At 41.0% G+C, this 23,165-nt stretch carries 23 protein-coding genes, 1 tRNA gene and 1 other RNA gene; 2 read left to right on the forward strand and 23 right to left on the reverse strand.

The genetic code is table 11. The annotated features are described in order from the left end of the window. Nucleotides 1-108 precede the first annotated feature (108 nt). From ssrA to secG, 5 genes are all read right to left on the reverse strand, one after another. Nucleotides 109-463, reverse strand: a transfer-messenger RNA (tmRNA) gene (gene ssrA, locus M9R32_RS09810). 123 nt (nt 464-586) lie between these two features. Further along, nucleotides 587-1,054, reverse strand: a complete 468-nt coding sequence (smpB, locus tag M9R32_RS09815; protein ID WP_016429072.1) for an SsrA-binding protein SmpB — start codon at nt 1,052-1,054, stop codon at nt 587-589. A gap of 51 nt (nt 1,055-1,105) precedes the next feature. After that, a complete protein-coding gene (rnr, locus tag M9R32_RS09820) occupies nt 1,106-3,430 on the reverse strand; it encodes a ribonuclease R (RefSeq protein WP_269926568.1) in 2,325 nt (774 codons plus the stop codon). 43 nt (nt 3,431-3,473) lie between these two features. Continuing rightward, complete coding sequence (locus M9R32_RS09825) at nt 3,474-4,220, reverse strand: alpha/beta hydrolase (RefSeq protein WP_269926569.1); 747 nt, start codon at nt 4,218-4,220, stop codon at nt 3,474-3,476. Nucleotides 4,221-4,368: 148 nt separating this feature from the next. Next, a complete protein-coding gene (secG, locus tag M9R32_RS09830; RefSeq protein WP_016429075.1) occupies nt 4,369-4,596 on the reverse strand; it encodes a preprotein translocase subunit SecG in 228 nt (75 codons plus the stop codon). Between the two features lie 327 nt (nt 4,597-4,923). Here secG and M9R32_RS09835 point away from each other — a divergent pair, with 327 nt between their 5' ends. Then, complete coding sequence (locus tag M9R32_RS09835; protein WP_269926570.1) at nt 4,924-5,781, forward strand: phosphotransferase family protein; 858 nt, start codon at nt 4,924-4,926, stop codon at nt 5,779-5,781. Nucleotides 5,782-5,987: 206 nt separating this feature from the next. On the opposite strand, the gene eno is transcribed toward M9R32_RS09835, so the two are convergent. The 10 genes from eno to clpP form a co-directional block, all read right to left on the reverse strand. Then, entirely contained in the window at nt 5,988-7,283 is a 1,296-nt protein-coding gene (gene eno / locus M9R32_RS09840; RefSeq protein WP_269926571.1) for a phosphopyruvate hydratase, read from the reverse strand. A gap of 2 nt (nt 7,284-7,285) precedes the next feature. Then, nucleotides 7,286-8,830 carry a 2,3-bisphosphoglycerate-independent phosphoglycerate mutase gene (gpmI, locus tag M9R32_RS09845; RefSeq protein WP_269926572.1) on the reverse strand — a complete coding sequence of 515 codons (1,545 nt, stop codon included), beginning with the start codon at nt 8,828-8,830 and terminating at the stop codon, nt 7,286-7,288. Continuing rightward, a complete protein-coding gene (gene tpiA, locus M9R32_RS09850) occupies nt 8,823-9,584 on the reverse strand; it encodes a triose-phosphate isomerase (protein WP_269926573.1) in 762 nt (253 codons plus the stop codon). Before tpiA ends, gpmI begins: the two co-directional genes overlap by 8 nt. A gap of 12 nt (nt 9,585-9,596) precedes the next feature. Continuing rightward, nucleotides 9,597-10,784 (reverse strand): phosphoglycerate kinase, encoded by a 1,188-nt coding sequence (locus M9R32_RS09855; protein ID WP_269926574.1) that lies wholly within the window; start codon nt 10,782-10,784, stop codon nt 9,597-9,599. A gap of 124 nt (nt 10,785-10,908) precedes the next feature. Next, complete coding sequence (gap, locus tag M9R32_RS09860; RefSeq protein ID WP_269926575.1) at nt 10,909-11,916, reverse strand: type I glyceraldehyde-3-phosphate dehydrogenase; 1,008 nt, start codon at nt 11,914-11,916, stop codon at nt 10,909-10,911. A 12-nt stretch (nt 11,917-11,928) separates the two neighbouring features. Next, complete coding sequence (locus tag M9R32_RS09865; protein WP_269926576.1) at nt 11,929-12,966, reverse strand: sugar-binding transcriptional regulator; 1,038 nt, start codon at nt 12,964-12,966, stop codon at nt 11,929-11,931. Nucleotides 12,967-13,501: 535 nt separating this feature from the next. Continuing rightward, nucleotides 13,502-13,735: a glutaredoxin family protein gene (locus M9R32_RS09870; RefSeq protein ID WP_269926577.1), complete on the reverse strand. Its 234-nt coding sequence runs from the start codon at nt 13,733-13,735 to the stop codon at nt 13,502-13,504. 117 nt (nt 13,736-13,852) lie between these two features. After that, complete coding sequence (locus M9R32_RS09875) at nt 13,853-14,635, reverse strand: TPM domain-containing protein (RefSeq protein ID WP_269926621.1); 783 nt, start codon at nt 14,633-14,635, stop codon at nt 13,853-13,855. Next, nucleotides 14,635-15,213, reverse strand: coding sequence for a LemA family protein (locus M9R32_RS09880; protein ID WP_269926578.1), 579 nt, complete (start codon nt 15,211-15,213; stop codon nt 14,635-14,637). Before M9R32_RS09880 ends, M9R32_RS09875 begins: the two co-directional genes overlap by 1 nt. Before the next feature lie 239 nt (nt 15,214-15,452). Beyond that, the gene (gene clpP / locus M9R32_RS09885) at nt 15,453-16,049 is read right to left on the reverse strand and encodes an ATP-dependent Clp endopeptidase proteolytic subunit ClpP (protein ID WP_269926579.1); all 597 of its coding nucleotides are present in this window, start codon (nt 16,047-16,049) and stop codon (nt 15,453-15,455) included. Between the two features lie 170 nt (nt 16,050-16,219). Here clpP and M9R32_RS09890 point away from each other — a divergent pair. Beyond that, a tRNA-Arg gene (locus tag M9R32_RS09890) sits at nt 16,220-16,291 on the forward strand. A gap of 200 nt (nt 16,292-16,491) precedes the next feature. Here the strand turns inward: M9R32_RS09890 and M9R32_RS09895 are convergent. From M9R32_RS09895 to M9R32_RS09930, 8 genes are all read right to left on the reverse strand, one after another. Beyond that, complete coding sequence (locus M9R32_RS09895) at nt 16,492-16,749, reverse strand: HPr family phosphocarrier protein (protein ID WP_269926580.1); 258 nt, start codon at nt 16,747-16,749, stop codon at nt 16,492-16,494. Between the two features lie 73 nt (nt 16,750-16,822). Beyond that, entirely contained in the window at nt 16,823-17,779 is a 957-nt protein-coding gene (gene whiA, locus M9R32_RS09900) for a DNA-binding protein WhiA (RefSeq protein ID WP_269926581.1), read from the reverse strand. A gap of 26 nt (nt 17,780-17,805) precedes the next feature. Then, nucleotides 17,806-18,798, reverse strand: coding sequence for a gluconeogenesis factor YvcK family protein (locus M9R32_RS09905; RefSeq protein WP_269926582.1), 993 nt, complete (start codon nt 18,796-18,798; stop codon nt 17,806-17,808). A gap of 4 nt (nt 18,799-18,802) precedes the next feature. Next, nucleotides 18,803-19,690 (reverse strand): RNase adapter RapZ, encoded by an 888-nt coding sequence (rapZ, locus tag M9R32_RS09910; protein WP_269926583.1) that lies wholly within the window; start codon nt 19,688-19,690, stop codon nt 18,803-18,805. After that, nucleotides 19,687-20,166 carry an NUDIX hydrolase gene (locus tag M9R32_RS09915; protein WP_269926584.1) on the reverse strand — a complete coding sequence of 160 codons (480 nt, stop codon included), beginning with the start codon at nt 20,164-20,166 and terminating at the stop codon, nt 19,687-19,689. Before M9R32_RS09915 ends, rapZ begins: the two co-directional genes overlap by 4 nt. Before the next feature lie 140 nt (nt 20,167-20,306). Next, nucleotides 20,307-20,468 carry a hypothetical protein gene (locus M9R32_RS09920; protein WP_269926585.1) on the reverse strand — a complete coding sequence of 54 codons (162 nt, stop codon included), beginning with the start codon at nt 20,466-20,468 and terminating at the stop codon, nt 20,307-20,309. Between the two features lie 112 nt (nt 20,469-20,580). Continuing rightward, nucleotides 20,581-21,531: a thioredoxin-disulfide reductase gene (gene trxB, locus M9R32_RS09925; RefSeq protein ID WP_269926586.1), complete on the reverse strand. Its 951-nt coding sequence runs from the start codon at nt 21,529-21,531 to the stop codon at nt 20,581-20,583. Nucleotides 21,532-21,604: 73 nt separating this feature from the next. Further along, on the reverse strand, nt 21,605-23,131 hold the full coding sequence (locus M9R32_RS09930; protein WP_269926587.1) for a tetratricopeptide repeat protein: 1,527 nt from the start codon (nt 23,129-23,131) through the stop codon (nt 21,605-21,607). Nucleotides 23,132-23,165 lie beyond the last annotated feature (34 nt).

Below are 23,165 nucleotides of genomic sequence, written 5' to 3' on the forward strand. Positions count from 1 at the left end.
CCGCCTTACCAAAGAACTATGATTTGGACAACAACAAAAAAACACGCCTCTCGATATGAATCGAAAGACGTGCTTGATGGTTATTTATTCCATCTACATGAAAAATGTAAATGGAGACGGCGGGAATCGAACCCGCGTCCAGAAACTCCAACACTTAAGCTTCTACGCGTGTATCTTGCCTATTAAGTTTCGCGCAGCATTATGCCGACAAGCGGGCGTCTTGTGCGCTAACTTGAAATTCTCTTCTCGGCGGCTCAAGTCGCACCGACGATCGTATCCCACTAAGAGTGAGCTCGTACAGGACCACATGGGCGATGGTCAAGACAAGCAACATTGTCAGCTTACGCTGCGAATGCTAGGTTTTGGTTTTTGCCAGTTATTATAAAATGACGTTGATACGGAGCCGATCCCTCCGACGCGCAACTCAAGCTCAGACCATCCCTGTCGAATCCGTAACGTCCCCTTAAAAGGATTATCATAAAGTCTTTTAACTCTTTATGAAAATGGATGTTCGGGTGAACAAAAAGTTCATCTGGCAAAGCTGTAACTCTATTATAAGACAAAATTGGTCAAACTTCAAGTGCCATCAATCTTGGTTACGGGATTTAAACGCACGTTCAATATCTCGCTTTGCTTCTTTCTTCTTGAGATCATCGCGTTTATCGTAATTCTTTTTCCCTTTACCCATGCCGATTAATACTTTGGCAAAGCCGTCTTTCATGTACATCTTGATAGGAATGATTGAATAGCCATCCTGTTTTGAAAGACCGATCAATTCACTGATCTGCTTTTTATGCAGTAACAGTTTACGAGAACGCAAAGGTTCATGGTTGAATCGGTTTCCTTGTTCATAAGGACTGATGTGCATATTCGAAATCCATGCTTCATTGTTGCGAATGCGGACGAATGCATCTTTCAGCTGGACTTTCCCGTTGCGGACGGATTTGATTTCCGTACCTTGAAGCACGATTCCAGCTTCAATTGTTTCGTCAATAAAATAATCGTGATTGGCTTTTTTATTCTGCGCAACCACTTTCCCGGTTCCTTTTGGCATCTGTCTACACCTCGCTGTTTGAAAAGAGCGGCTATCCGCCGCTCCTTTACCTTACTTTTTCTTACGCTTACGACTGCTTTTGTTTTTCTTGGCAATGTCTTCATAAAACTTTTTCTTTTGATTCACGCCTTTTTTCGGTCCTGGTGATGATTTATCAGAAGAAGATTTACCTCTCCCTGCACCTTCTTTTCGTTTCGCATGAATGACTTTTGGCGTTTCCTTGCGAGGAGGACGATTGAAAGTTTTAACCATACCGACAATTTCAAAGTCGATTGCAGACTCTTCAGGTTTAACAGATGTCACACGAACAGTCACTTCATCCCCAATGCGGAATTGTTTTCCTGCTCGTTCACCGATCATCATCATTTGACGATCATCAAATCGGTAATAGTCATCTGTCATATTGCTTACATGTACGAGTCCTTCAATTGTATTCTGCAGTTCGATAAACATACCAAAGTTCGTTACAGAGCTGACAATCCCTTCAAACTCTTCACCAATCTTATCTGCCATGTATTGTGCTTTCTTCAATGATTCAGTATCACGCTCAGCATCAACTGCTCGGCGTTCACGTCCAGATGTGTGGTCAGCAATTTCATCCATCACTGCTCCCCAATGTGCAACTGTCGGTTGTGATACATCTCCATTAATCAAATACGTTCGAATTAATCGATGAACGATTAAATCCGGATAACGGCGAATAGGTGAAGTGAAATGCGTATAGTACTCCGTCGATAACCCGAAATGGCCTAAACTTTCCGCGTGATACTTCGCTTGTTGCATCGAACGCAACATCATCGTTGAAATAACCGGTTCTTCCGGCAATCCCTCGATTGACTCAACGATTTCCTGCAAGGCACGTGGATGAATTTCATTCCCTGAACCTTTTACTACAATACCGAAGTTAGTAATGAATTCAAAGAAGCGTTGAAGTTTCTCAGGTTTAGGATCTTCGTGAATACGGTAGATGAACGGTACATCCATCCAGTGGAAATGTTCCGCAACCGTTTCGTTCGCTGCGAGCATGAATTCTTCAATCAGGCGTTCAGCGATTGTACGTTCACGAATGACAACATCCGTCGGCCATCCATCTTCGTCCACCAAAATTTTTGATTCTTTAAAGTCAAAATCAATTGCACCACGGTCTGCACGTTTTTGACGTAAAACTTCAGCCAGTTCTGCCATCAATTCAAACATTGGAACCAAATCTTTGTAGCGTTCTCGAAGTGCTTCATCTTTTTCTTCGACAATTTTGTAAACATCTGTGTAAGTCATACGTTCTTTCGTTTTGATAACACTTTGGAAAATTTCGTGTGACACGACTTTCCCGCTGCCATCAATGACCATTTCGCATGACAAAGTCAGACGGTCCACTTTTGGATTCAATGAACAAATTCCGTTAGAAAGACGGTGAGGAAGCATTGGGATTACACGGTCAGTCAAATAGACACTCGTCGCACGTTCGTATGCTTCCGTATCCATTGGAGACCCATCCGTTACATAATGACTGACGTCTGCAATGTGTACCCCAAGTTTGTATGTCCCATCTGGGTTCTTAGTGACCGTTACAGCGTCATCCAAGTCTTTTGCATCTGCTCCATCTATTGTCACGATTACTTCATTACGAAGATCGCGTCGTCCTTCCAAATCAGCTTCAGATATTTCGTCAGGTACTGCATTTGCCTGATCCAACACCGGTTTAGGGAATTCTGTTTCAATTCCATGCTTATGGATGATGGATAAAATATCGACACCAGGGTCGTTTTTATGACCAAGGATTTGTGTCACCATACCAGTTGCTGATTTACGACCTTCTGGCCATCCAGTAATTTCTACAACTACTTTATGCCCTTCCATCGCACCAAGTGTATCTTCTTTTGCAATGAAAATATCCATGGAGATTTTTTTATCATCCGGAAGTACGAAACCAAACCCTTTATTGTCCTGGAACTGCCCGACCACTTTCGTGATGCCTCGTTCCGTAATTTTGGTAATCGAACCTTCACGACGATCGCCCGAGCTTGAGCTCGATACCCTTACTAATACGGTATCTCCATTCATAGCTCCATTGATTTCTGTTGGTGGAATGAATATATCATCCATACCTTCTTCTTCCGGTGAAACAAATCCAAATCCGCGTGGATGTCCAATAAACTTCCCTTTTAATAAATTCATTTGTTGCGGGAGTCCATAACGGTTGGATCTTGAGCGGATGACGTCCCCTTGCGTTTCCAGTCGGGCAAGCGTCTTCACTAATTCCTTAAATTCCTCGGAATACTCCAGCTCAAGCTTTGATTCTAATTCCTGAACGGTCATTGGTTTATAATCTTCTTCTCGTAATATCGTGAATAATTGTTCTTCTAAAGATTGTTCCATGTTACATCCCTCCTTCTCTCAGCGTGTGCGTGCATGGCCGTTTTTACACATGCCAGTCAAGCGTTTGTAAAAATTCTAAAATATCTACGTGCAATTGTTCTTTTTCCTGATCAAGTGTAATTACATGGCCAGATTGTTCATACCATTTTATTTGTTTCTCAAATGATTCTGCCTGATTATATATAATATTGGCGGAGTCCACATCAATGACACTATCTTGACGGCCTTGCACAACAAATAGTGGTGCATACACATGATCTACATGATCACGAACGTCATACACGAGATTTCGTAAATCAGGAAGTGAATCCATCGAAGTCTTTTGTAGTGCTTCTACTTCTTCTTCGATAAGTGAAGCGTCTTTTCCTTCATAACGCTTATAATCGCGCGCATATTTTAAAACACCTTCGTACATGAGTTCTGTTGTCTTCATGGACATTGGCGCGCACATCGTCACGATTCCCTTTACAGGAACGGTATACCCTAATTTTAGAGAAAAGACACCACCTAATGATAAACCGGCCACAGCAATTTCTTCATACCCAGCAGCCTTCAATTGATCATAGCCACGCATGACGTCTTTCCACCAATCTGCAGGGCCAGATTGAATCAATTCTTCCGGTGGAACACCATGCCCTTTATAGTGAGGAGCCAGTGATGTGTAGCCATTTTTTTCTAAAAAACGTCCAAGCATGCGTACATCCGATGAGTTTCCCGTAAATCCATGCAATAACAATACGGCTCTTTTACCCGCCTCAAAAAAGAACGGTTTGGGTTGCGCGATTCGCATTCAAAAAACCTCTCCTTTACAAAACACATCATTCAAACAGTATGTATCTAAATAATATTTTTATTAAAGCAACCAACTTTTTCCATCAATTAATAAAATAAGAAAACGCCTAACCAATTCAGTCGGTCAGGCGGTTCGTATGTGTTGATTATAATTTTGTTACGGCAATTGCCAGTATAAAAAATAATACGGCTAATACAATCGTTACACGGTGCAAGACAAGATCAATACCTCTTGCTTTTTGCTTCCCGAAAAGTTGCTCAGCTCCGCCAGAGATGGCACCTGATAAACCTGCACTTTTCCCTGATTGTAACAACACAACAACGATTAATGCTAGCGAAACGATGACGAGTAAAGTCAATAAAAACGCATGCATTTGTTCCACCTCCCGATCAGAAACATCACAACAAGAACTATTTTACCAAATAATAGAGACAAGCACAATAAGGTAAGAGAAATACAATACGAATTATGTCAGATTATTTGATAAAATGATAGAATCTTGAAGAAAAGTTTGAAGAGTCGTTCTTTTACTATGTTTATAGGACATTTCGAACACATTCTTATGCATGATTAATAGAATCGAAAGTGCAGGATTGTGCTTTAAGCTAGACAGAGAAAGGAATTAACAATGTTGATACCAAAGATGACTAGAAATGAATTTAGAGAAAACCATCATAATCATTCTCTCTGGGATGAGGTTGTGAGAGCTTTATTAGAAAACGAAAACATTCCTTACCAATCGTTTTCGAGATATTCACTTGGTGGAAATATTGTATATGGCGTAGATGACCAGTATGTCCTGAAATTGTTTGCACCGTTTGATTCCCCCGAATTCACGATTGAAACTGAAGTACTGACACAGACGGATTGGACGAAGGTATCGATTCAGGTTCCAGAAATCGTCCAAAGAGGGATGTACGACGGATGGAAATACTTTTTAATGACTCGGGTACCAGGTGAATTGCTAATTGACATATGGGATGAATTGTCTGCAAACGAGAAAATCGGAGTTGCCCATGATTTAGGCTTGTTGATCAGTCAAATGCATCAACTGGATATTTCAAAGTATCGCGTTTTGGAAAACTCTTTTGAATCATGGATTTCTCTTCAGAAAGAAAACGTGGTGAAGCATCATGCGAGCACTGATCTTGCACCACATTTACTTGAGGAGGTCCAAGATTATATCGCATCCTTCTTACCTTCCAGTGAAAAAGTACTCCTCACAGGAGAATATACTCCTTTCAATTTATTAATGAACAAAGTGAACGGACAATGGAAACTGACCGGATTAATTGATTTCGCAGATTGTTTTATTGGCGAACCCGAGTATGATTTATTAGGTCCCATCTTGTTTAGCTTCTTTAAAGAGCCTGGGTTAACAAGTACGTTCTTGAACTCATACGGATTAACGCTAGATAATGCAACACGATTGCGACTGATGCAACTGTTGCTCTTACACCGCTTCAGTCATTTACCGAATTATATGGAAGGCGTAGTGGATATGGAAGAGGTTCAATCACTGCACAAGTTGTCTGAGCGATTTTTCTCTTCAGGATGATTGGTTCGTCAGGGTTTGTTTTAGGGTAATTGTGGGTTGTGTTATCTGGGGTTGAGTAGATTTTATCTGGGGTAACCAGGGTGTTATTTGGGGTAACTCTGTTTTTATTTGGGGTAACCAAGGCATTATCTGGTGTATCTCCAATTTCACACTTCATTAAAGAAAAAAAGCCGCACACCTTATGAAAACGGTGTGCGGCTTTCCAATTATTTTTTCAAGTTATAAAACGTTTTTAAGCCTAAATATTTTGCAGTATCATACAATTGGTCTTCGATACGAAGCAATTGGTTGTATTTTGCCACACGGTCAGAACGTGATGGTGCACCCGTTTTGATTTGGCCCGCATTTGTTGCAACTGCGATATCCGCAATCGTTGCATCTTCAGATTCGCCTGAGCGATGAGAAATGACAGTTGTATAACCTGCACGCTTAGCCATCTCAATTGCATCAAATGTTTCTGTTAATGTACCGATTTGGTTTACTTTAATTAAGATCGAGTTAGCAACGCCTTCTTCGATCCCTCTAGAAAGTTTTGTTGTGTTCGTTACGAACAAGTCGTCTCCAACCAATTGTACACGGTCACCAAGACGCTCAGTCAATAATTTATGTCCAGCCCAGTCGTTTTCATCCAAGCCATCTTCGATTGAAACGATTGGGTATTTGTTGCAAAGCTCTTCATACCAAGCAACCATTTCCTCAGATGTTTTCACGATGCCTTCGCCAGACAAGTGGTATTTACCATCTTCTTTGTTAAAGAACTCAGAAGAAGCTACGTCCATTGCAAGCAAGATTTCTTCACCAGGCTTGTAACCCGCTTTTTCAATCGCAGTTAAAATAGTCGTAAGGGCTTCTTCGTTTGAAGCCAAGTTTGGTGCGAATCCTCCTTCATCACCAACTGCTGTGTTCAAGCCTTTTTCTTTCAATACTGATTTCAAGCTGTGGAAAATTTCAGCACCCATGCGTAAAGCATGACGGAAAGATTCTGCACCTACAGGCATAACCATGAATTCCTGGATATCAACATTGTTATCTGCGTGTGCTCCACCGTTAAGAATGTTCATCATCGGAACTGGAAGTTGCTTCGCGTTGAATCCGCCTAAGTATTGATAAAGTGGAATATCCAAGTAATCTGCAGCAGCGTGGGCAGCAGCAATTGAAACACCTAGGATTGCGTTAGCACCCAATTTACCTTTATTTTCAGTACCATCCAATTCAATTAATGCTTGGTCAATTGATACTTGGTCAAGAACAGAGAAGTTCTCTTCGATTTCCGCTGCAATAATGTCGTTAACGTTTTCAACAGCTTTTAACACACCTTTACCAAGGTAACGACCTTTGTCGCCATCACGAAGTTCTACGGCTTCATGTTCACCAGTGGAAGCACCTGAAGGTACGATTGCACGACCGAATGCGCCGCTTTCCGTAAATACTTCTACTTCGATTGTGGGATTACCACGTGAATCCAATACTTCGCGAGCTTGTACTTGTGTAATAATTGGCATGTTTAAATCTCCTCAGCTTTCACTAATGTTTTACCTGTCATTTCAGGTGGTAGATTAATTCCTAATAAGTGTAACATGGTTGGCGCCAAATCGGCTAAAATGCCATCTTCTCGTAATGAAACACCGTTTTTTGTGACGATGACCGGAACAGGATTAGTCGTGTGCGCAGTCATTGGTCTTCCTTCTATCGTTACGACCTCGTCAGAGTTGCCATGATCTGCTGTGATGATGGCTGCTCCACCTTTAGCCAGCAAGGCATCAACTATTCGACCCAAACATTCGTCAACCACTTCGATTGCACGAATCGTTGGCTCAAGCATACCGCTATGCCCTACCATATCCGGATTGGCGAAATTCAGGATAATTCCATCAAAACGCCCGGACTCAATAGCCTTCAACAAGGCCTCCGTCACTTCATAAGCGCTCATTTCCGGTTGTAAATCATATGTGGCTACTTGTGGTGAATTAATGAGAATGCGCTCTTCCCCTGGGAATCGCTCTTCCCGTCCACCACTCATAAAGAAAGTCACATGCGGGTATTTTTCAGTTTCAGCAATACGTAATTGGGTTTTCCCGTTTGCCGAAAGAACTTCCCCAACAGTATTAAGCAAATTATCACTTTCATAAGCAACGGTAGCCTTAACTTCATCACTATAGTAAGTAAAAGTCACAAACTTCAAATCTGTAGGATGCTTCGGACTCAAAGAAAATGTTGTTTCGCATGTTGGATTGGTAAACACAGAAGACAATTGAATCGCACGGTCAGGTCTGAAATTAAAGAAAATGACCGCGTCCTGTGAATCAATCGTCGCAACCGGTTTACCGTCTTCTTCTATCACCATCGGAAGTACAAATTCATCTACTACACCTAGATCATAAGAAGACTGGACTCCGTCTTTAGCAGAGCTAGCTGAAACCCCTACTCCGTCAACCAATGCACGGTACGTTTTCTCCACTCTTTCCCAGCGGCGATCGCGGTCCATTGCATAATAACGCCCACTAATAGAAGCAAATTTACCAATCCCGATTTCAGCCATTTGACGTTCGGTTTCTTCAATATATCCTATTGCAGTTGTTGGACCAACGTCCCGACCATCCAGGAAGCCATGAACAAAAACTTCGTCTAGCCCATTTTTCTTAGCGACCATCAATAAACCAAACAAATGCTCATAGTGTGAATGAACACCACCATCTGATAACAAGCCCATTAAATGTAACTTCGAGCCATGAGCTTTTACATGTGCAATGGCTTCGATGAATGCAGCATTATCAAAAAAGTCACCATCTGCAATCGATTTGTGAATACGGGTCAAGTTTTGATAAACAATTCGTCCCGCTCCAATGTTTAAATGCCCTACTTCCGAATTACCCATTTGGCCTTCAGGTAATCCCACCGCATTCCCCGAAGCGATTAACGATGCATGAGGATATTCATTCCAATAGCGATCGAAATTCGGCTTTTTCGCTTGTGCAACTGCATTACCAAAAACTTCGTTACGCAGTGCGAAACCGTCAAGAATGATTAAAGCAACTGGTGATTTAGACATTGGCACCAGCCTCCAACAATTTAAGGAAAGAAGAAGACTGTAAGCTTGCCCCACCAACTAGAGCACCATCAATATGTTCCATCGTTAACAGTTCATCAATATTTTCAGGTTTTACAGAACCACCGTACTGGATGCGAACAGCTTCAGCTACAGATGCTCCATACAAGGACTCCACTTTAGCACGGATGGCGCCACATACTTCATTGGCATTCTCAGATGTCGCAGTTTTACCTGTACCAATTGCCCAGATCGGCTCGTAAGCGATAACCGATTGCTTCACTTGGTCTTCCGTTAAATCTGCAAGAGCTTTTTCAACTTGTCCTTCAACCTTTGAAGTTGTGTTTCCAGCTTCACGTTCTTCAAGAGTTTCACCTACACAAATAATAGGAGTTAAAGAGTGAGCGAACGCTGCATGTGCTTTTTTATTCACAGCTTCGTCTGTTTCGTTGAAATATTCGCGGCGTTCGGAATGTCCTAAAATTACATACTCCACACCTAAATCCGCTAATTGAACAGGACTCACTTCTCCTGTAAAAGCGCCTTCTGTTTCGTAATGCATCGTTTGTGCTCCAACATGTACGTTAGAATCCGAAACGATTTGCTTCAATTGTTCAAGAAAAAGAGCAGGTGCACAAATTACTGTATCTACTTTCACAGAATCCGGAGCCAACCCTTTTACTTCTTCTGCAAATTGTTTTGCTTCAGATAATGTTTTATACATTTTCCAGTTACCTGCAATAATGGGTTTTCTCATAAGAATTCCTCCTTAGTTTTGATCGTTCAGTGCTACGACACCAGGTAGGTCTTTACCTTCCATGAACTCTAATGAAGCTCCGCCGCCAGTTGAAATATGATCCATTTTTTCAGCGACATCGAATTTCTCAACAGCTGCGGCTGAATCACCACCACCGATTACTGTATACCCTTGTGTTTCGGCCATCGCTTTAGCAACACCTTTCGTGCCTTCCGCAAATGGCGCCATTTCAAATACGCCCATTGGTCCATTCCAAATAATCAGTTTCGAATTGGCAATGACATCGGCATACTGAGCAGTAGTTTTAGGACCGATATCCAGACCCATCCAATCTGATGGAATCGCATCGATCGCAACTACATTTGTTTCGGCATCTTTTGAAAATTCATTTGCAACGACAACGTCGATTGGCAAGTACAAATTCACGCCTTTTTCTTTCGCTTTATCGATAAATGATTTGGCTAAATCAATTTTGTCTTCTTCAAGCAAGGATTTTCCAATATCATTGCCTTGTGCTTTAGAAAATGTATACGATAAGCCTCCACCGATAATAAGGTTGTCCACTTTATCTAATAAATGATCAATTACGCCAATTTTATCTTTTACTTTTGCACCACCAATAATGGCAGTAAATGGTCGGTCGGGCTCAGATAATGCATTACCCAGAACGTCCAACTCTTTTTCCATCAATAACCCCGAAACTGCAGGAATATGTTTTGCAATGCCTTCAGTAGAAGCATGCGCGCGATGTGCAGCTCCAAATGCATCGTTTACAAACACATCTGCAAGCTTCGCGAATTGTTCAGCCAATTGTGGATCATTTTTTTCTTCGCCTTTATGGAACCGGACATTTTCAAGCAATACAATGTCTCCGTCTTCCATTCCGGCAATTGCTTCTTCAACTGACGCGCCGACTGACTCGTCCAGTTTTAGAACAGGTTTATGTAAAAGCTCACTTAAATGTTTACCAACTTCAGTCAAGCGTAACTCTTCAGTGACTTCTCCTTTTGGACGGCCCATATGACTCGCCAAAATGACTTTCGCACCCTTTTCGATCAATTGTTGAATCGTTGGAAGTGCTGCTCGTATACGTGTATCATCAGTAATTTTGCCAGCTTCCATCGGGACGTTGAAATCCACCCGGCAAAATACGCGTTTTCCTGCTAAATCCAGCTGTTGCATTGTCTGTTTTTGTTTCATGAAGAATCTCCTCCTCAAAAAATTAAAAAAATAAGGAACGGAGGGTACCTCCGTTCCTTTTACCCTACTTTATTATAGAGGTTAATGACAATATTCGCTACTTTAGCTCAAGAGCTTAAACGTCTTATAAACCTTTGCTAGCCATGTGTAATGCAAGGTCGATACAACGAGTAGAGTAACCTGTTTCATTGTCATACCAAGACAATACTTTGACCATGTTTTTCTCAAGAACCATTGTAGACAATCCATCAACTGTTGATGAAGCTGCATTGCCGTTATAGTCACGAGATACTAATGGCAAGTCATTGTATTCCAAGAAACCATTTAACTCGTTATCAGCTGCTGATTTTAAGGCTGCATTAACTTCTTCAGTTGTCACGTCTTTATCAAGTTCTACAACTAAATCAACTAATGATACGTTTGGTGTTGGTACGCGAACAGCCATACCATCTAACTTGCCTTTTAATTCAGGAAGAACTAATGATACTGCAGCTGCAGCACCAGTTGAAGTCGGAATCATTGATTCAGCTGCTGCACGTGCACGACGGTAATCTTCATGTGGTAAATCCAAAATACGTTGGTCATTTGTGTATGAATGAATTGTTGTCATCATCCCACGTTTAATGCCAAAGCTTTCATGAAGTACTTTAGCAACTGGAGCTAAGCTGTTTGTCGTACATGATGCGTTAGAAACAACATTGTCAGTTTCTGCATTGTAAGTCTCATGGTTAACACCCATAACGAATGTCGGCATATTGCCTTTACCAGGAGAAGAAACGATTACTTTTTTCGCACCAGCTTCGATATGTTTGCCTGCAGTTTTTTCATCGCGGAAGATACCAGTTGATTCTACAACGATATCGATTTCAAGTTCTTTCCATGGTAATACGGAAGGATCTTTTTCAGCATACACACGTACTTGTTTGCCATTGACGATTAAGTATTCACCCTCTGAAGAAACTTCAGCATCAAAAACGCCGTGAACTGAATCGTATTTTAGTAAATGCGCCAACATCGCTGCATCTGTTAAGTCGTTAATTGCTACTACTTCCACTCCGTCACGTTGTAATGCTTCGCGGAATACCACACGTCCAATACGTCCAAATCCGTTAATCGCTAATTTTAAAGTCATTTAAAGTTCCTCCTAGTTTTCATTACTCATAAGTTGAGTTAATTTTTTGGCTGCACCTTCATCCGTAATCAATACGGTCTGATGTGGTGCGTGTTTTAAATATGAAAGCATGGCAGAAGCTTTAGAAGCTCCACCTGCTACTGCTAGTAAATGTTTCACTTGATTCAGTTGTTTTAATTGAATTCCCACCGTCCGAATCCGATGGACAGCTTTGCCCTGTTCATTGAAATAGTAACCAAACGCTTCTCCCACAGCCTGTTTCTCTGAAATAATATCCAGTTCCTCAAGACTTGAGTTTCGCCTTTTTGCCATTTCTTTCGCATCACCTATTCCATGAATGACAATGTTTGTATGGTCATATAAGTCCATCATTTCTTTAATGACAGGCTCTTTGATCATGGTTTTATAGGCGGTTTCGCTTAAATGATCAGGTAAGTATAGTGTTCGAGAAGTACCACTTGCTTGTGCGGCAAATGCAGATGCAATATGGTTCGCTTGCAGTTCCACATTTTCCCCGATTCCACCACGTGCTGCTACAAACACTAGATTTTTAGGTTTGATATGCACCGATAAGTGATTCGTAATGGCAGCAATTGTACTTCCACCCGTGACAGCGACAGTGTCTCGCTCTTTCGATAATTGCTCCAGTTGCTTTGCAGCTTCCTGACCGATTAATGACTTCGCCTGACTTTCTTTTTCACTGTCTCCAGGCACGATAATCACGCGATTTAACTTGAAATTCTTCTCAAGTTGTTTTTCCAGTTCACTTAAACCAGACCATTCGTGAACTAAATTTTTCAAGCTATCTAAAACATCATTACCTTCTTGCGTAATTTCCATTCCATTTGCAAGCACATGTATTAATCCTTGTGCCCGTAAAATGTCGAGCTCTCTTCTAGTCTCCCGTTCGGTTGAGTGAACGATTTCACTGAGGGCTCTGCGACCAATTCCAGCAGTTAACTGGATGGTCATCAATAAACGATATCTTTTCTGGAGAAGCGCAGTCATTTCCGGTAACAATTTTTGTTGTGCTCCTAGTAATTGATCCATTGCATTCTCCTTCTGAAAAGTGGTTGGACGTTTTTTGTCCCACTATATCAATTTATGTCCCGCCTCTATATAGAATATACTCCTTATCTAAAAAAAGTGCAAATAAAAAGACGTTTACGATGTAAACGCCCAGACTGTAGACAAACAAAAAATTAGTGTATATAACTGTATATTATTGAATATTGAAGAAGAGCCTACGCAAGATATGTTGATTTCCATTGCGGCGGACGCGTTTCGCGGGCACGGCTTCAGTCTCCTCGTCACTACGTTCCTGCGGGGCCTTCAGCTCGTGCTGTTCCCGCTGAAGTCGCCGCCTCCACTCCAATCAACAGAAATTATGTGTAAAGGTGTCTCTGCAAACTAATTAAGTAGGCAAGTGGTCGGCTATTTCTGAAGACTCCTGCGGAAAAACGGAACAAGCTAGACCCCACAGAATCAGTTGTCAGAGACAACTGATTCGAGGAGGCTGGCGTTTCGTCCGCGGAAAGCGAAAGAAATAGCCGACCACCTTCTTTATCAATAAAGTGCAAGACGTTTACGATGTAAACACCTCTAATAATGTCGGATAATCAATCCGACCTTCCTGAATGACCACTCCATCTCGTTCTATAACTGGTATACGAAGTAAGAATTTTTCATGGATGTCATCATTGTCCTCAATATTAATTTCTTCTATATGTAGTACTACATCTTCTTTGACGAGTTCAAGCATCAGTCGTGCATCCTCGCATAATGGACAATTCGGTCTCGTATAAAATTGTACGTTCATCTTACCGCTTCCTTTCGCAACTTTAGATTAAGTCCCTATAATCTAGAATTGTACTTTATATTTAACAATGAAAAAACAAGCAGCCACTATGAGCTGCTTGTATACTTTCTTTTAAAATTAAAATCCGCGGCCTGCGCCGCCTCCGCCGGAAGATCCTCCGCCTCCGCCACGGAAACCGCCACCGCCGCCTCCTCCAAAACCACCACCGAATGATCCCGGTCCGAAAATCATTGGGAAGCCACCTCGGCGTCCACGCGAACCTGGTCCCATACCGCCTCCGCCACGACCTTTAAAAATCGTGTAAAGCACGAGGGCAATAATGATAATAGTGATGAATGACATGGAGCCTCCGCCACCGCTACCTTGATTGGCCATTACAGGCTCCACAGCTTCTCCATTCCATTCATACTCGGTAGCAATTTCCTGATAAAAGACTTTCATAGTATTAAGTATCGCCTGATCAGCTTGATCATTTTTCATATAAGGAACGGTAAATTCATCTAGTATGCGTCCCACTTTTCCATCGGGAAGGGCTCCTTCAAGTCCATAGCCTACTTCAACCCAAATGTCCCTTTCACCCATATCAATTACTAACAAGACACCGTTGTTTTTTTCGGCATCCCCAAGTTGATATTCGCGGAAGGCTTGGTTCGCGAAACTTTGAATGTCCGTCCCGTCGGTGGAATTAACCGTCAAAACGGCAATTTGGGCACCCGTTGCATCATCCAACCGTCTAGCCATTTCGTTAATTTCCGCTATCTGATTTTCATTCAGTAACCCCGCAAAGTCTTGCGTATAAATGTCACCAACAGGTTTTGGAATTGTTGCCGCCTGAATCATTGGCGCAAGCGTCAACAGAAAAAGAAGCGCCGTTCCTACGAAAAGCGCAGCTTTTTTCATCACTCGCCATCTCCTCCGAAATCGACTTTAGGTGCCTCTTCCGCGCCAGCTTCAGCTTTAAAGTATTCTTTTTCGTCAAAGCCGAAAATGCCTGCTATTAGCGCACCCGGGAAACGTTTCACTTTACGGTTATAATCAGAAACTGCGTTGTTGTAATCCTGACGTGCCACAGACAAACGGTTTTCAGTACCAGCCAACTCATCCATCAATTGACGGAAGTTCGCATCAGATTTTAATTCAGGATAATTCTCCACAACAACCAGTAATCGGCTTAACGCACCCGATAACTCATCATTCGCTGCTGCTTGATCTTCAGGAGAGCCTGCACCTGCCAAACGAGCACGTGCTTCGGTCACACTGTCAATAACGTCCTTTTCCTGCTTGGCAAACCCTTTAACTGTTTCCACTAAATTTGGAATCAAGTCAATACGACGTTGCAACTGATTTTCTACTTGTGCATATGCTTGGTCCACATTCTCTTCACCGTTAACGAATCCGTTATAACTTGGAATTAACATAAGAGCCAAAACAACAATAATAATGCCCACAATAATAATTGGGCCTAAACCTTTTTTCATGATCTTCACCTCTTGGATAGTATAGTCAATATCTACCTTCTTTAGAGATGATTAAAACATTTTAGTCTATACTAGCGGTGATTCCTACGTCAGTCGCGATTTTTCCTACGTCGAGCTCGTTTTTTCCTACGTGGACCCCGCTTTTTTCCTACGTCACTCTCCATTTTTCCTACGTGAGCTCGTTTTGTCATAAACAAAAAAAGCTACAGTGACTAAACAAGTCACTGTAGCTTCGTTATTTACGCTTTTTTCAAGTCGCTGCGGGAAATAATATGATCTACTAAACCATAATCTTTCGCACGTTCAGCTGTCATGAAGTTATCGCGATCCGTATCTTTTGCAATGACATCAATCGGTTGACCTGTACGTTCAGCCAAGATACCGTTTAATTTTTCACGCAAGAACAGAATACGTTTTGCTGCGATTTCAATTTCAGTCGCTTGACCTTGTGCTCCACCAAGTGGTTGGTGAATCATAACTTCTGCATTTGGTAATGCATATCGCTTACCTTTTGTTCCTGCCGCCAGTAAGAATGCGCCCATTGAAGCTGCCATCCCGATACAAATAGTTTGTACGTCAGGTTTGATGAATTGCATTGTGTCAAAAATCGCCATACCCGCAGTAATACTTCCGCCTGGGCTGTTGATATAAATTGAAATATCTTTTTCTGGATCTTCAGCTTCTAGGAAAAGTAATTGTGCAACGATGGAGTTTGCAACATTATCATCAATGCCGCTTCCAAGCATAATCACGCGGTCTTTTAATAAACGTGAGTAAATGTCATAAGCGCGCTCTCCGCGGCTTGTTTGTTCAATAACTGTAGGAATTAAATTCATTGAAATTGCCCCCTTCAAGCTTTTAATAATTTTCGTACATCCCGAGTATTATCTATTGTACTCGGTTGTTCCTTTATCATATACAAGTTGGTCAAGGAAGGTCAAATATTATGCATAAAAAAGTACAGTTGAATTGTTTACTATCTCTTTGTATAATAGGTAAGTCGCTTGCCCTCGTGGTGCAATGGATAACACGTAAGATTCCGGTTCTTGAGATGGGGGTTCGATTCCCTCCGAGGGCGTCAAAATGCCGTCACCAAACGTTTTTAAGACGTGTGGTGGCGGTTTTTCTTTATTAGGTTACTCCTTCAATATTTCTTCTAATTGACTCATCGTATCTTCCTTTTCTAAAGAATCCCTTGAATTACTTCTTGCCTTCTCACTCCAAATAATAAATCTTCGCATAAAAAAAACCTTCGACCGACGTCGGAGGCTTTGTAAATTATTCTTCTTTTTGAATCATAGCGATTAGTCCTTCAACCGCTTTTTCTTCATCTGATCCTTCAGCACTGATTGTTACTGATGATCCTTTGCTGATCGCCAGGCTCATAATGCCCATGATACTTTTTGCATTTACTTTTTTATCGTCTTTTTGCAAATATACATCTGCTTGGTAACGATTTGCTTCTTGCACAAAAAGAGCAGCTTGTCTTGCCTGCAATCCAGATTTTAATTCCACTTGTACTTGATTTTCCGTCATTCGTTCTTGCCCCCTAAACTTTGTGCGTTCATGTATTGTTTTTTATGTTAGCTGAAATGAGCCATTCTCACAACTATCTTTTCACTTTATCGAACGCCACTCCACCGCGAAGTCCATCAGCAATTTCATCAAGCTTACGCAATCTGTGATTTATGCCTGATTTACTGATTGTCCCTGTAGAGACCATTTCGCCTAGCTCTTTTAAAGTCACATCTGTATACTCCACGCGTAACCTGGCTACTTCCCGCAACTTTTCAGGCAATTGGTCAATTCCGATAACGTTATCTATATAACGAATATTTTCCACTTGTCTTATGGATGCACCAATCGTTTTGTTAAGATTGGCTGTTTCACAATTAACGAGGCGATTTACGCTATTTCTCATATCACGAACGATACGAACATCTTCAAATTTCAACAATGCATGGTGGGCACCTGTAATACTTAAGAAATCCGAGATTTTTTCAGCTTCCTTCAAATAGGTTACAAAGCCCTTTTTACGTTCGATTGTTTTGGCATTTAATCCAAAACCATTCATTAAATCGACAAGTGCATCACTATGGTCTTTATATAGAGAATACACTTCCAAGTGATAAGCAGAGGTTTCAGGATTGTTAACAGATCCACCTGCTAAGAATGCTCCACGCAAATACGCACGCTTACAACAATTTTTTTTGACAAGGTCAGCTGAAATCGTATGATTGAACTGAAAATCTTCTGTAATGATTTTCAAATCTTCCAGCAAAGCTTTTGCCCCATCACGTACGCGACAAATATATACATTGTTCTTTTTCAATCGCATTTTCTTTCGTACCAAAAGTTCTACTTGGTACGGGTATAATTCTTTCATTAAAGTATACAGACGTCTGGCAATTGCTGCGTTTTCTGTCTGTACATCCAAACTCAAACTTCGGTTAGCAAATGAAAGTGCACCATTCATGCGGATTAGTGCAGAAAGTTCTGCTTTCGCGCAACAAGGCGTTATGTCAGCTTGCGTCATTTCTTTTTTCGTTTCAGATGCAAATGACATAGGTATTTCCCCCTTTCGAGCGAAAGTCAGATAAATGTTTGCTTGATTGCATTTTCCTTATCTTCCGCATAATGGACCAACCATTCGGCAACTTTAGTTGCTTCATGGCGAATGGCACCATCCTGAATGGTCGCTATATCTTTTTTGACCACTGTTATTCCTAATTGATTTAATCGTGATTCATCATAACTCACCGGCATGGACTGTTCTTGTTCATAAATTTTTTGAACGGATAAAGGAACTTCATCCGTATTCAATAAAATTGTTTGAATAAAAGGAGCACCCATATGCAACATCAACGCACGGACATGATCAGCCGCTGAATAATCCATCGTCTCTCCAGCCTGTGTCATTAAGTTGCAAATGTATACGTTTGGCGCCTTTGATTGAAGTATTGCTTTTTGAATTCCTTGAACCAATAAATTGGGCAAAATACTAGTATATAAACTTCCCGGTCCAAATACGAGTAAATCAGCTTTTCTGATAGCTTTTATCGTATCAGGAAGAGGTTCCACATCGTTAGGTGTCAAAAAGACACGATGGATTCGCTGATTATATGTAGGTATTTTAGATTCTCCTGTAACGATGGTACCATCGTCCAGTTCTGCATGAAGTGTGATCGTCTGATTCGCGGCTGGCAACACGGTGCCATGAACATTCAGTACGCGACTCATTTCCCGAATCGCATGTGAAAAGTCTCCAGTTATATCTGTCAACGCCGTTAACATTAAATTCCCAAGGGAATGTCCACCAAGATCATCAGATTGACTGAATCGATATTGGAACATTTCTTCAACTAAAGGCTCTACATCTGATAATGCAGCCATTACTTTACGAATATCTCCTGGAGGAGGAATATCATAATCGTCTCGGAGACGGCCTGAGCTCCCTCCATCATCCGCAACCGTAACAATTGCAGTGATATCGACCGGGAATTTCTTTAATCCCCGCAGTAACGTGGACAGACCCGTTCCCCCGCCGATTATGACGATTCGTTTTCGACGTTTGGAACGTGCCATTCCATCAGCCCTTTCTATGTTTAATATCTCGATGAGTTATTACAGTTTGATAGTCTTGTTGAAACAAGTTTGCATAGTATTCCGTAAGAGTTACGGAACGGTGTTGCCCGCCTGTACAACCAAATGCGATGACAAGCTGGCGTTTTCCTTCTCGTTTATATTGAGGAATCATATAAGTCAGTAAATCAGTCAGTTTTTCTATTAACATTTGGGTTTCCGGCCATTTCAACACATAACCGGATACATCAGAATCCAAGCCCGTTTTTGGACGTAACTCTTCTATATAATAAGGGTTCGGGAGGAATCGTACATCAAATACCAAATCCGCATCAATCGGCAAACCATGTTTGAAACCGAAAGACATGACGTTTACGGTAAATGTAGAACTTCCTTTTGATGAAAACTCTTCTTGTATTTTTTCACGAAGATCTTTCGGTTTCAGGGTTGAGGTGTTGTAAATGAATTGTGCACGGCCTTTCAGCTCTGACAATAACAAACGTTCTTTTGCGATTCCTTCCAAAGGCAATCCTTCAGGCGCAAGAGGATGTGAACGGCGTGTTTCCTTATAGCGTCTGACCAATGTCTCATCGTCGGCTTCCAAGAAAAGAATTTTCGGTGTACTCAAATTCCCTTTCGCCATTTCATCTAGTGCACCAATCAATGAATCGAATAAATCTCCGCCACGCATATCCATGACCGCAGCAATACGATTCATGTCTTTTCCGGATTCCTTCATTAATTTTAAAAACGTCATTAATAGAGCTGGTGGCAAGTTATCAATACAGAAAAACCCTAGATCCTCGAAACTTTGTATGGCTACTGTTTTACCTGCGCCAGACATACCGGTAATGATGACAAATTCCGAATCTTGAGTTTGTTGTGATTCCATCATTGCTTCTCTCCCTCATATGACGCTTGTATATCTTCTTTGATTAAATCAAAATCATGTGTGTAGACAAAGGTACCGTATTGAACCCCTTGACCTGATACAGCAAATTGGAGATTTGTCCGATCTCCTTCCGCCATCGGCAAATGTGCCAAGGCTTCCACTGGATGCCACTCCAAAATTCCTTCTTTTGTTACTTCAAACGGAATTCCTTCTAAATCATGCGAGACAAATGTAAAGAGCATCCATTCATTTTCCATATCCGTATGTTCGTCTTGAACAACCATCGTATAGACGCCTTTTAGATGAGGTTCGATCGGAATGGTATTGGTTTCTTCTTTAAATTCACGGATAGCCGCATTATAAATAGACTCTCCTGATTCCATTTTCCCGCCAGGTGCGACGTACCAATTTCTACGTGGTTTTTTTAATAAAAGTACTTGGTGATCTTTCAAAACAATTAAATTTGCTATACGTTGCACATTAGACACTCCACATCCAAATAAACTCACTTATTCTATTATACAACTTTGAACGTGGGCATATCAAAAAGTATGCAAAAAAAGAAACACTGAAAACCTGCTTCAAGTGATTTGATGACAATGTTTGTTCAAAGTGCGGTTTATGACGAACCGCGAATGATTTCCATCAGATTAAATTGAGTTTTTATCAAGTATGGATTAATCACCGTCAAGTAATAGCTACTTTCTGTCCCGACGACATCCACTTCACTATGCCATTCAATTCCAAACGAAAAAAAAGAGGCTGCTTCTTCGATTTGCACCGAAAAGCAGCCTTTCAAAGTGTTGCTATAAAAAGGGGGTCAATTTACTATCTTCACTATACTCCTTTATTGTTGCAAGGGTATTACAAGTGGATTAAAGAATGATTAAAAATTAAGCTTTCATACTTAATTTTTCATGTAATTCTTCAATGTAATGTTGTGCAGCTTGAGCAGCGATGCTTCCATCTCCTGTAGCAGTTACAATTTGACGCAATGTTTTTTCACGGACATCTCCAGCAGCAAAGATTCCTGGGATGCTTGTTTCCATTTTTTCATTCGTTAAAATATAGCCTGTTTCGTTCAGGATTCCTAACTCAGTGAATGGTTTGGTTAATGGAAGCATTCCGATATAAATAAATACACCGTCTGCTTTAAATTCTTGTACTGAATCATCTACAGTGGATGCCAATGTCACACTTCCGACTTTGCCATTTTCATCGTTGATTGATTTTACAGTATGGTTCCAGATGAAATCAATTTTTTCATTTGCAAATGCACGATCTTGAAGGATTTTTTGGGCACGAAGTTCGTCACGACGATGAACAATTGTTACTTTGCTAGCAAAACGTGTCAAATATACGCCTTCTTCAACAGCTGAATCTCCGCCACCTACAACGACTAATTCTTTATTTTTGAAGAACGCGCCATCGCAGACTGCACAGTAACTTACCCCACGTCCACCAAGTTCAGTTTCGCCTGGAATACCCATTTTCTTATATTCAGCACCAGTTGTGATGATAATTGAACGGGCTTTATATACTTTTCCACCAGCTTTGATGGTTTTGAATTCTTCTCCATCAATGATTTCCTGTACATCGCCGTATGCGTATTCCGCACCGAATTTTTTAGCATGATCAAACATTTTCGTTGAAAGTTCAGGTCCTAAAATATGCTCGAAACCTGGATAGTTTTCAACTTCCTCTGTATTCGCCATTTGACCACCTGGAATGCCTCGTTCAAGCATTAAAGTCGACAAATTCCCTCGCGATGTATATACAGCTGCCGTCATACCTGCAGGTCCTGCCCCAATAATCAAAACATCATAAATTTTTTCTTCAGTCATTTAAAAAACCTCCTAAACCCATTGTTCTCTCACAAATCGTATAAGATTCATGCATGTCGTTCAACTTTTTTGCCTAAGCATCAAAAAGTGGTAAAAATTGAATCAGTTCATTTACATATTTCGTTATGGTTGGAGTCGTTATCTCATAGCGTTCCGCGAGTGCTTTCTTGGTTACGCCTTGTGAACGTGATGATTGGAACATATAATCCGCAGCTGCTGCTAAAGCCTTAGGATTTTTAAAGGCATACCCTTTATCAATCCCCCGCTCAATTAACACAAACCACATTTGAAAAAGGAATGATCCATCAATTGTTAAAGGATGATTCTTCCGATATAACACTTCTGTTGCTTCGACCGCTCTCAAAAAGGAGCGTTCAGCCAGTTTGCTTGCTTCAAATTCATGTCCAAGAGCATGGGCCAACAACCATTTTTCCATCGTAGAATACGTTTCTACATTTACCCATTCCGGATGAGCGATGATTTCTTGTTTATGTGCAGTTTTGCCTAGCAAAAACAAACCAAACATTCGCTCACTGCGATACGCGTTTTCAAGCTTTTCTACAATAAAATCACGATTGTGCTCCATGCCATCTAAAGAATCGCCTTCTTTTTGGCCAGCCCAAGGTTCAAGGCCTTCTTTTTCAGGATCGATTTGAATTAGTTGCTTCCAGTAATTGCGTGCTTCATTTTCATGTCCCGAAAAATAAGCGGAATGTGATAACCAGAAATAAAAGCCTGGGTCGCCTTCATACCCTCGTTTTTGAAGAGAACGTAACCATTTATATGCCTCTTCATATTTACCAACCAATGCAAAAGTTGCGCCTAGTTTATAGCGATGTTCCAACATATAAGGTTGAATTTTGACAAGTAAATTTAATAAATATGAGAGTTCCTGCTCATTTTTTTCGTAATAATGCACGACTGCCAAATTACACAATGCATGAAGATTACCAGTGTTTTCTTCAAGTACTTTGTGCAGTAAAGCTTTTGCCTGATCGACTTCACCGATATAGAAATAAGCAAGGGCTAAGTTATTATAAGCTGCCCAGAAATCCGGATTTTCTTCAATCAGATTCTCCAAAACTTCGATTGCCTGTTCAAAGTTTCCTTGTTCCATCATTCTTCTGGCTTTTTCTTGTATGATTAAGATTTCACTTCCGAAATTATCATCTTCAAATAAAGGCCAATCTTCTTGTTCAGAGAAATCAATGATTTCCATCGCTTCCTCCACGTATGCTCCTGTCATGTCCAATTCGATATACTTTTTGGCGAATTTACGGGCATCAGAAAGAAAACCGAGATGAGCGTTCACTTCTGCTAGGAAGAAAACAACTTCAGTTTCATTTGGGTCAAGACTGTGGGCACTTTGCAATAACTCCAGAGCATGGTCGTATTTTTCTACTTCCATTTCCACAATTGCGTACTGCATTAAAATAAGCGGATCATCTGGACTCAGTTCCGCTGCACGTCTCAAATATTTATGCGCTTTTTCAAAATGCTCCCGATTTAGAGCTACTAACGCTTTTTGATAATAGTATTCGCCTGTAGGAATGAACGAGACGATGTTTTCATTCACGTGTTGTTTGTGTTTTTTCTTCAATTAATGCCTCCGAAAAAATAAAAAGGAACACATT

The organism is Paenisporosarcina quisquiliarum, from assembly GCF_027563315.1.
Lineage (GTDB): Bacteria > Bacillota > Bacilli > Bacillales_A > Planococcaceae > Paenisporosarcina > Paenisporosarcina quisquiliarum.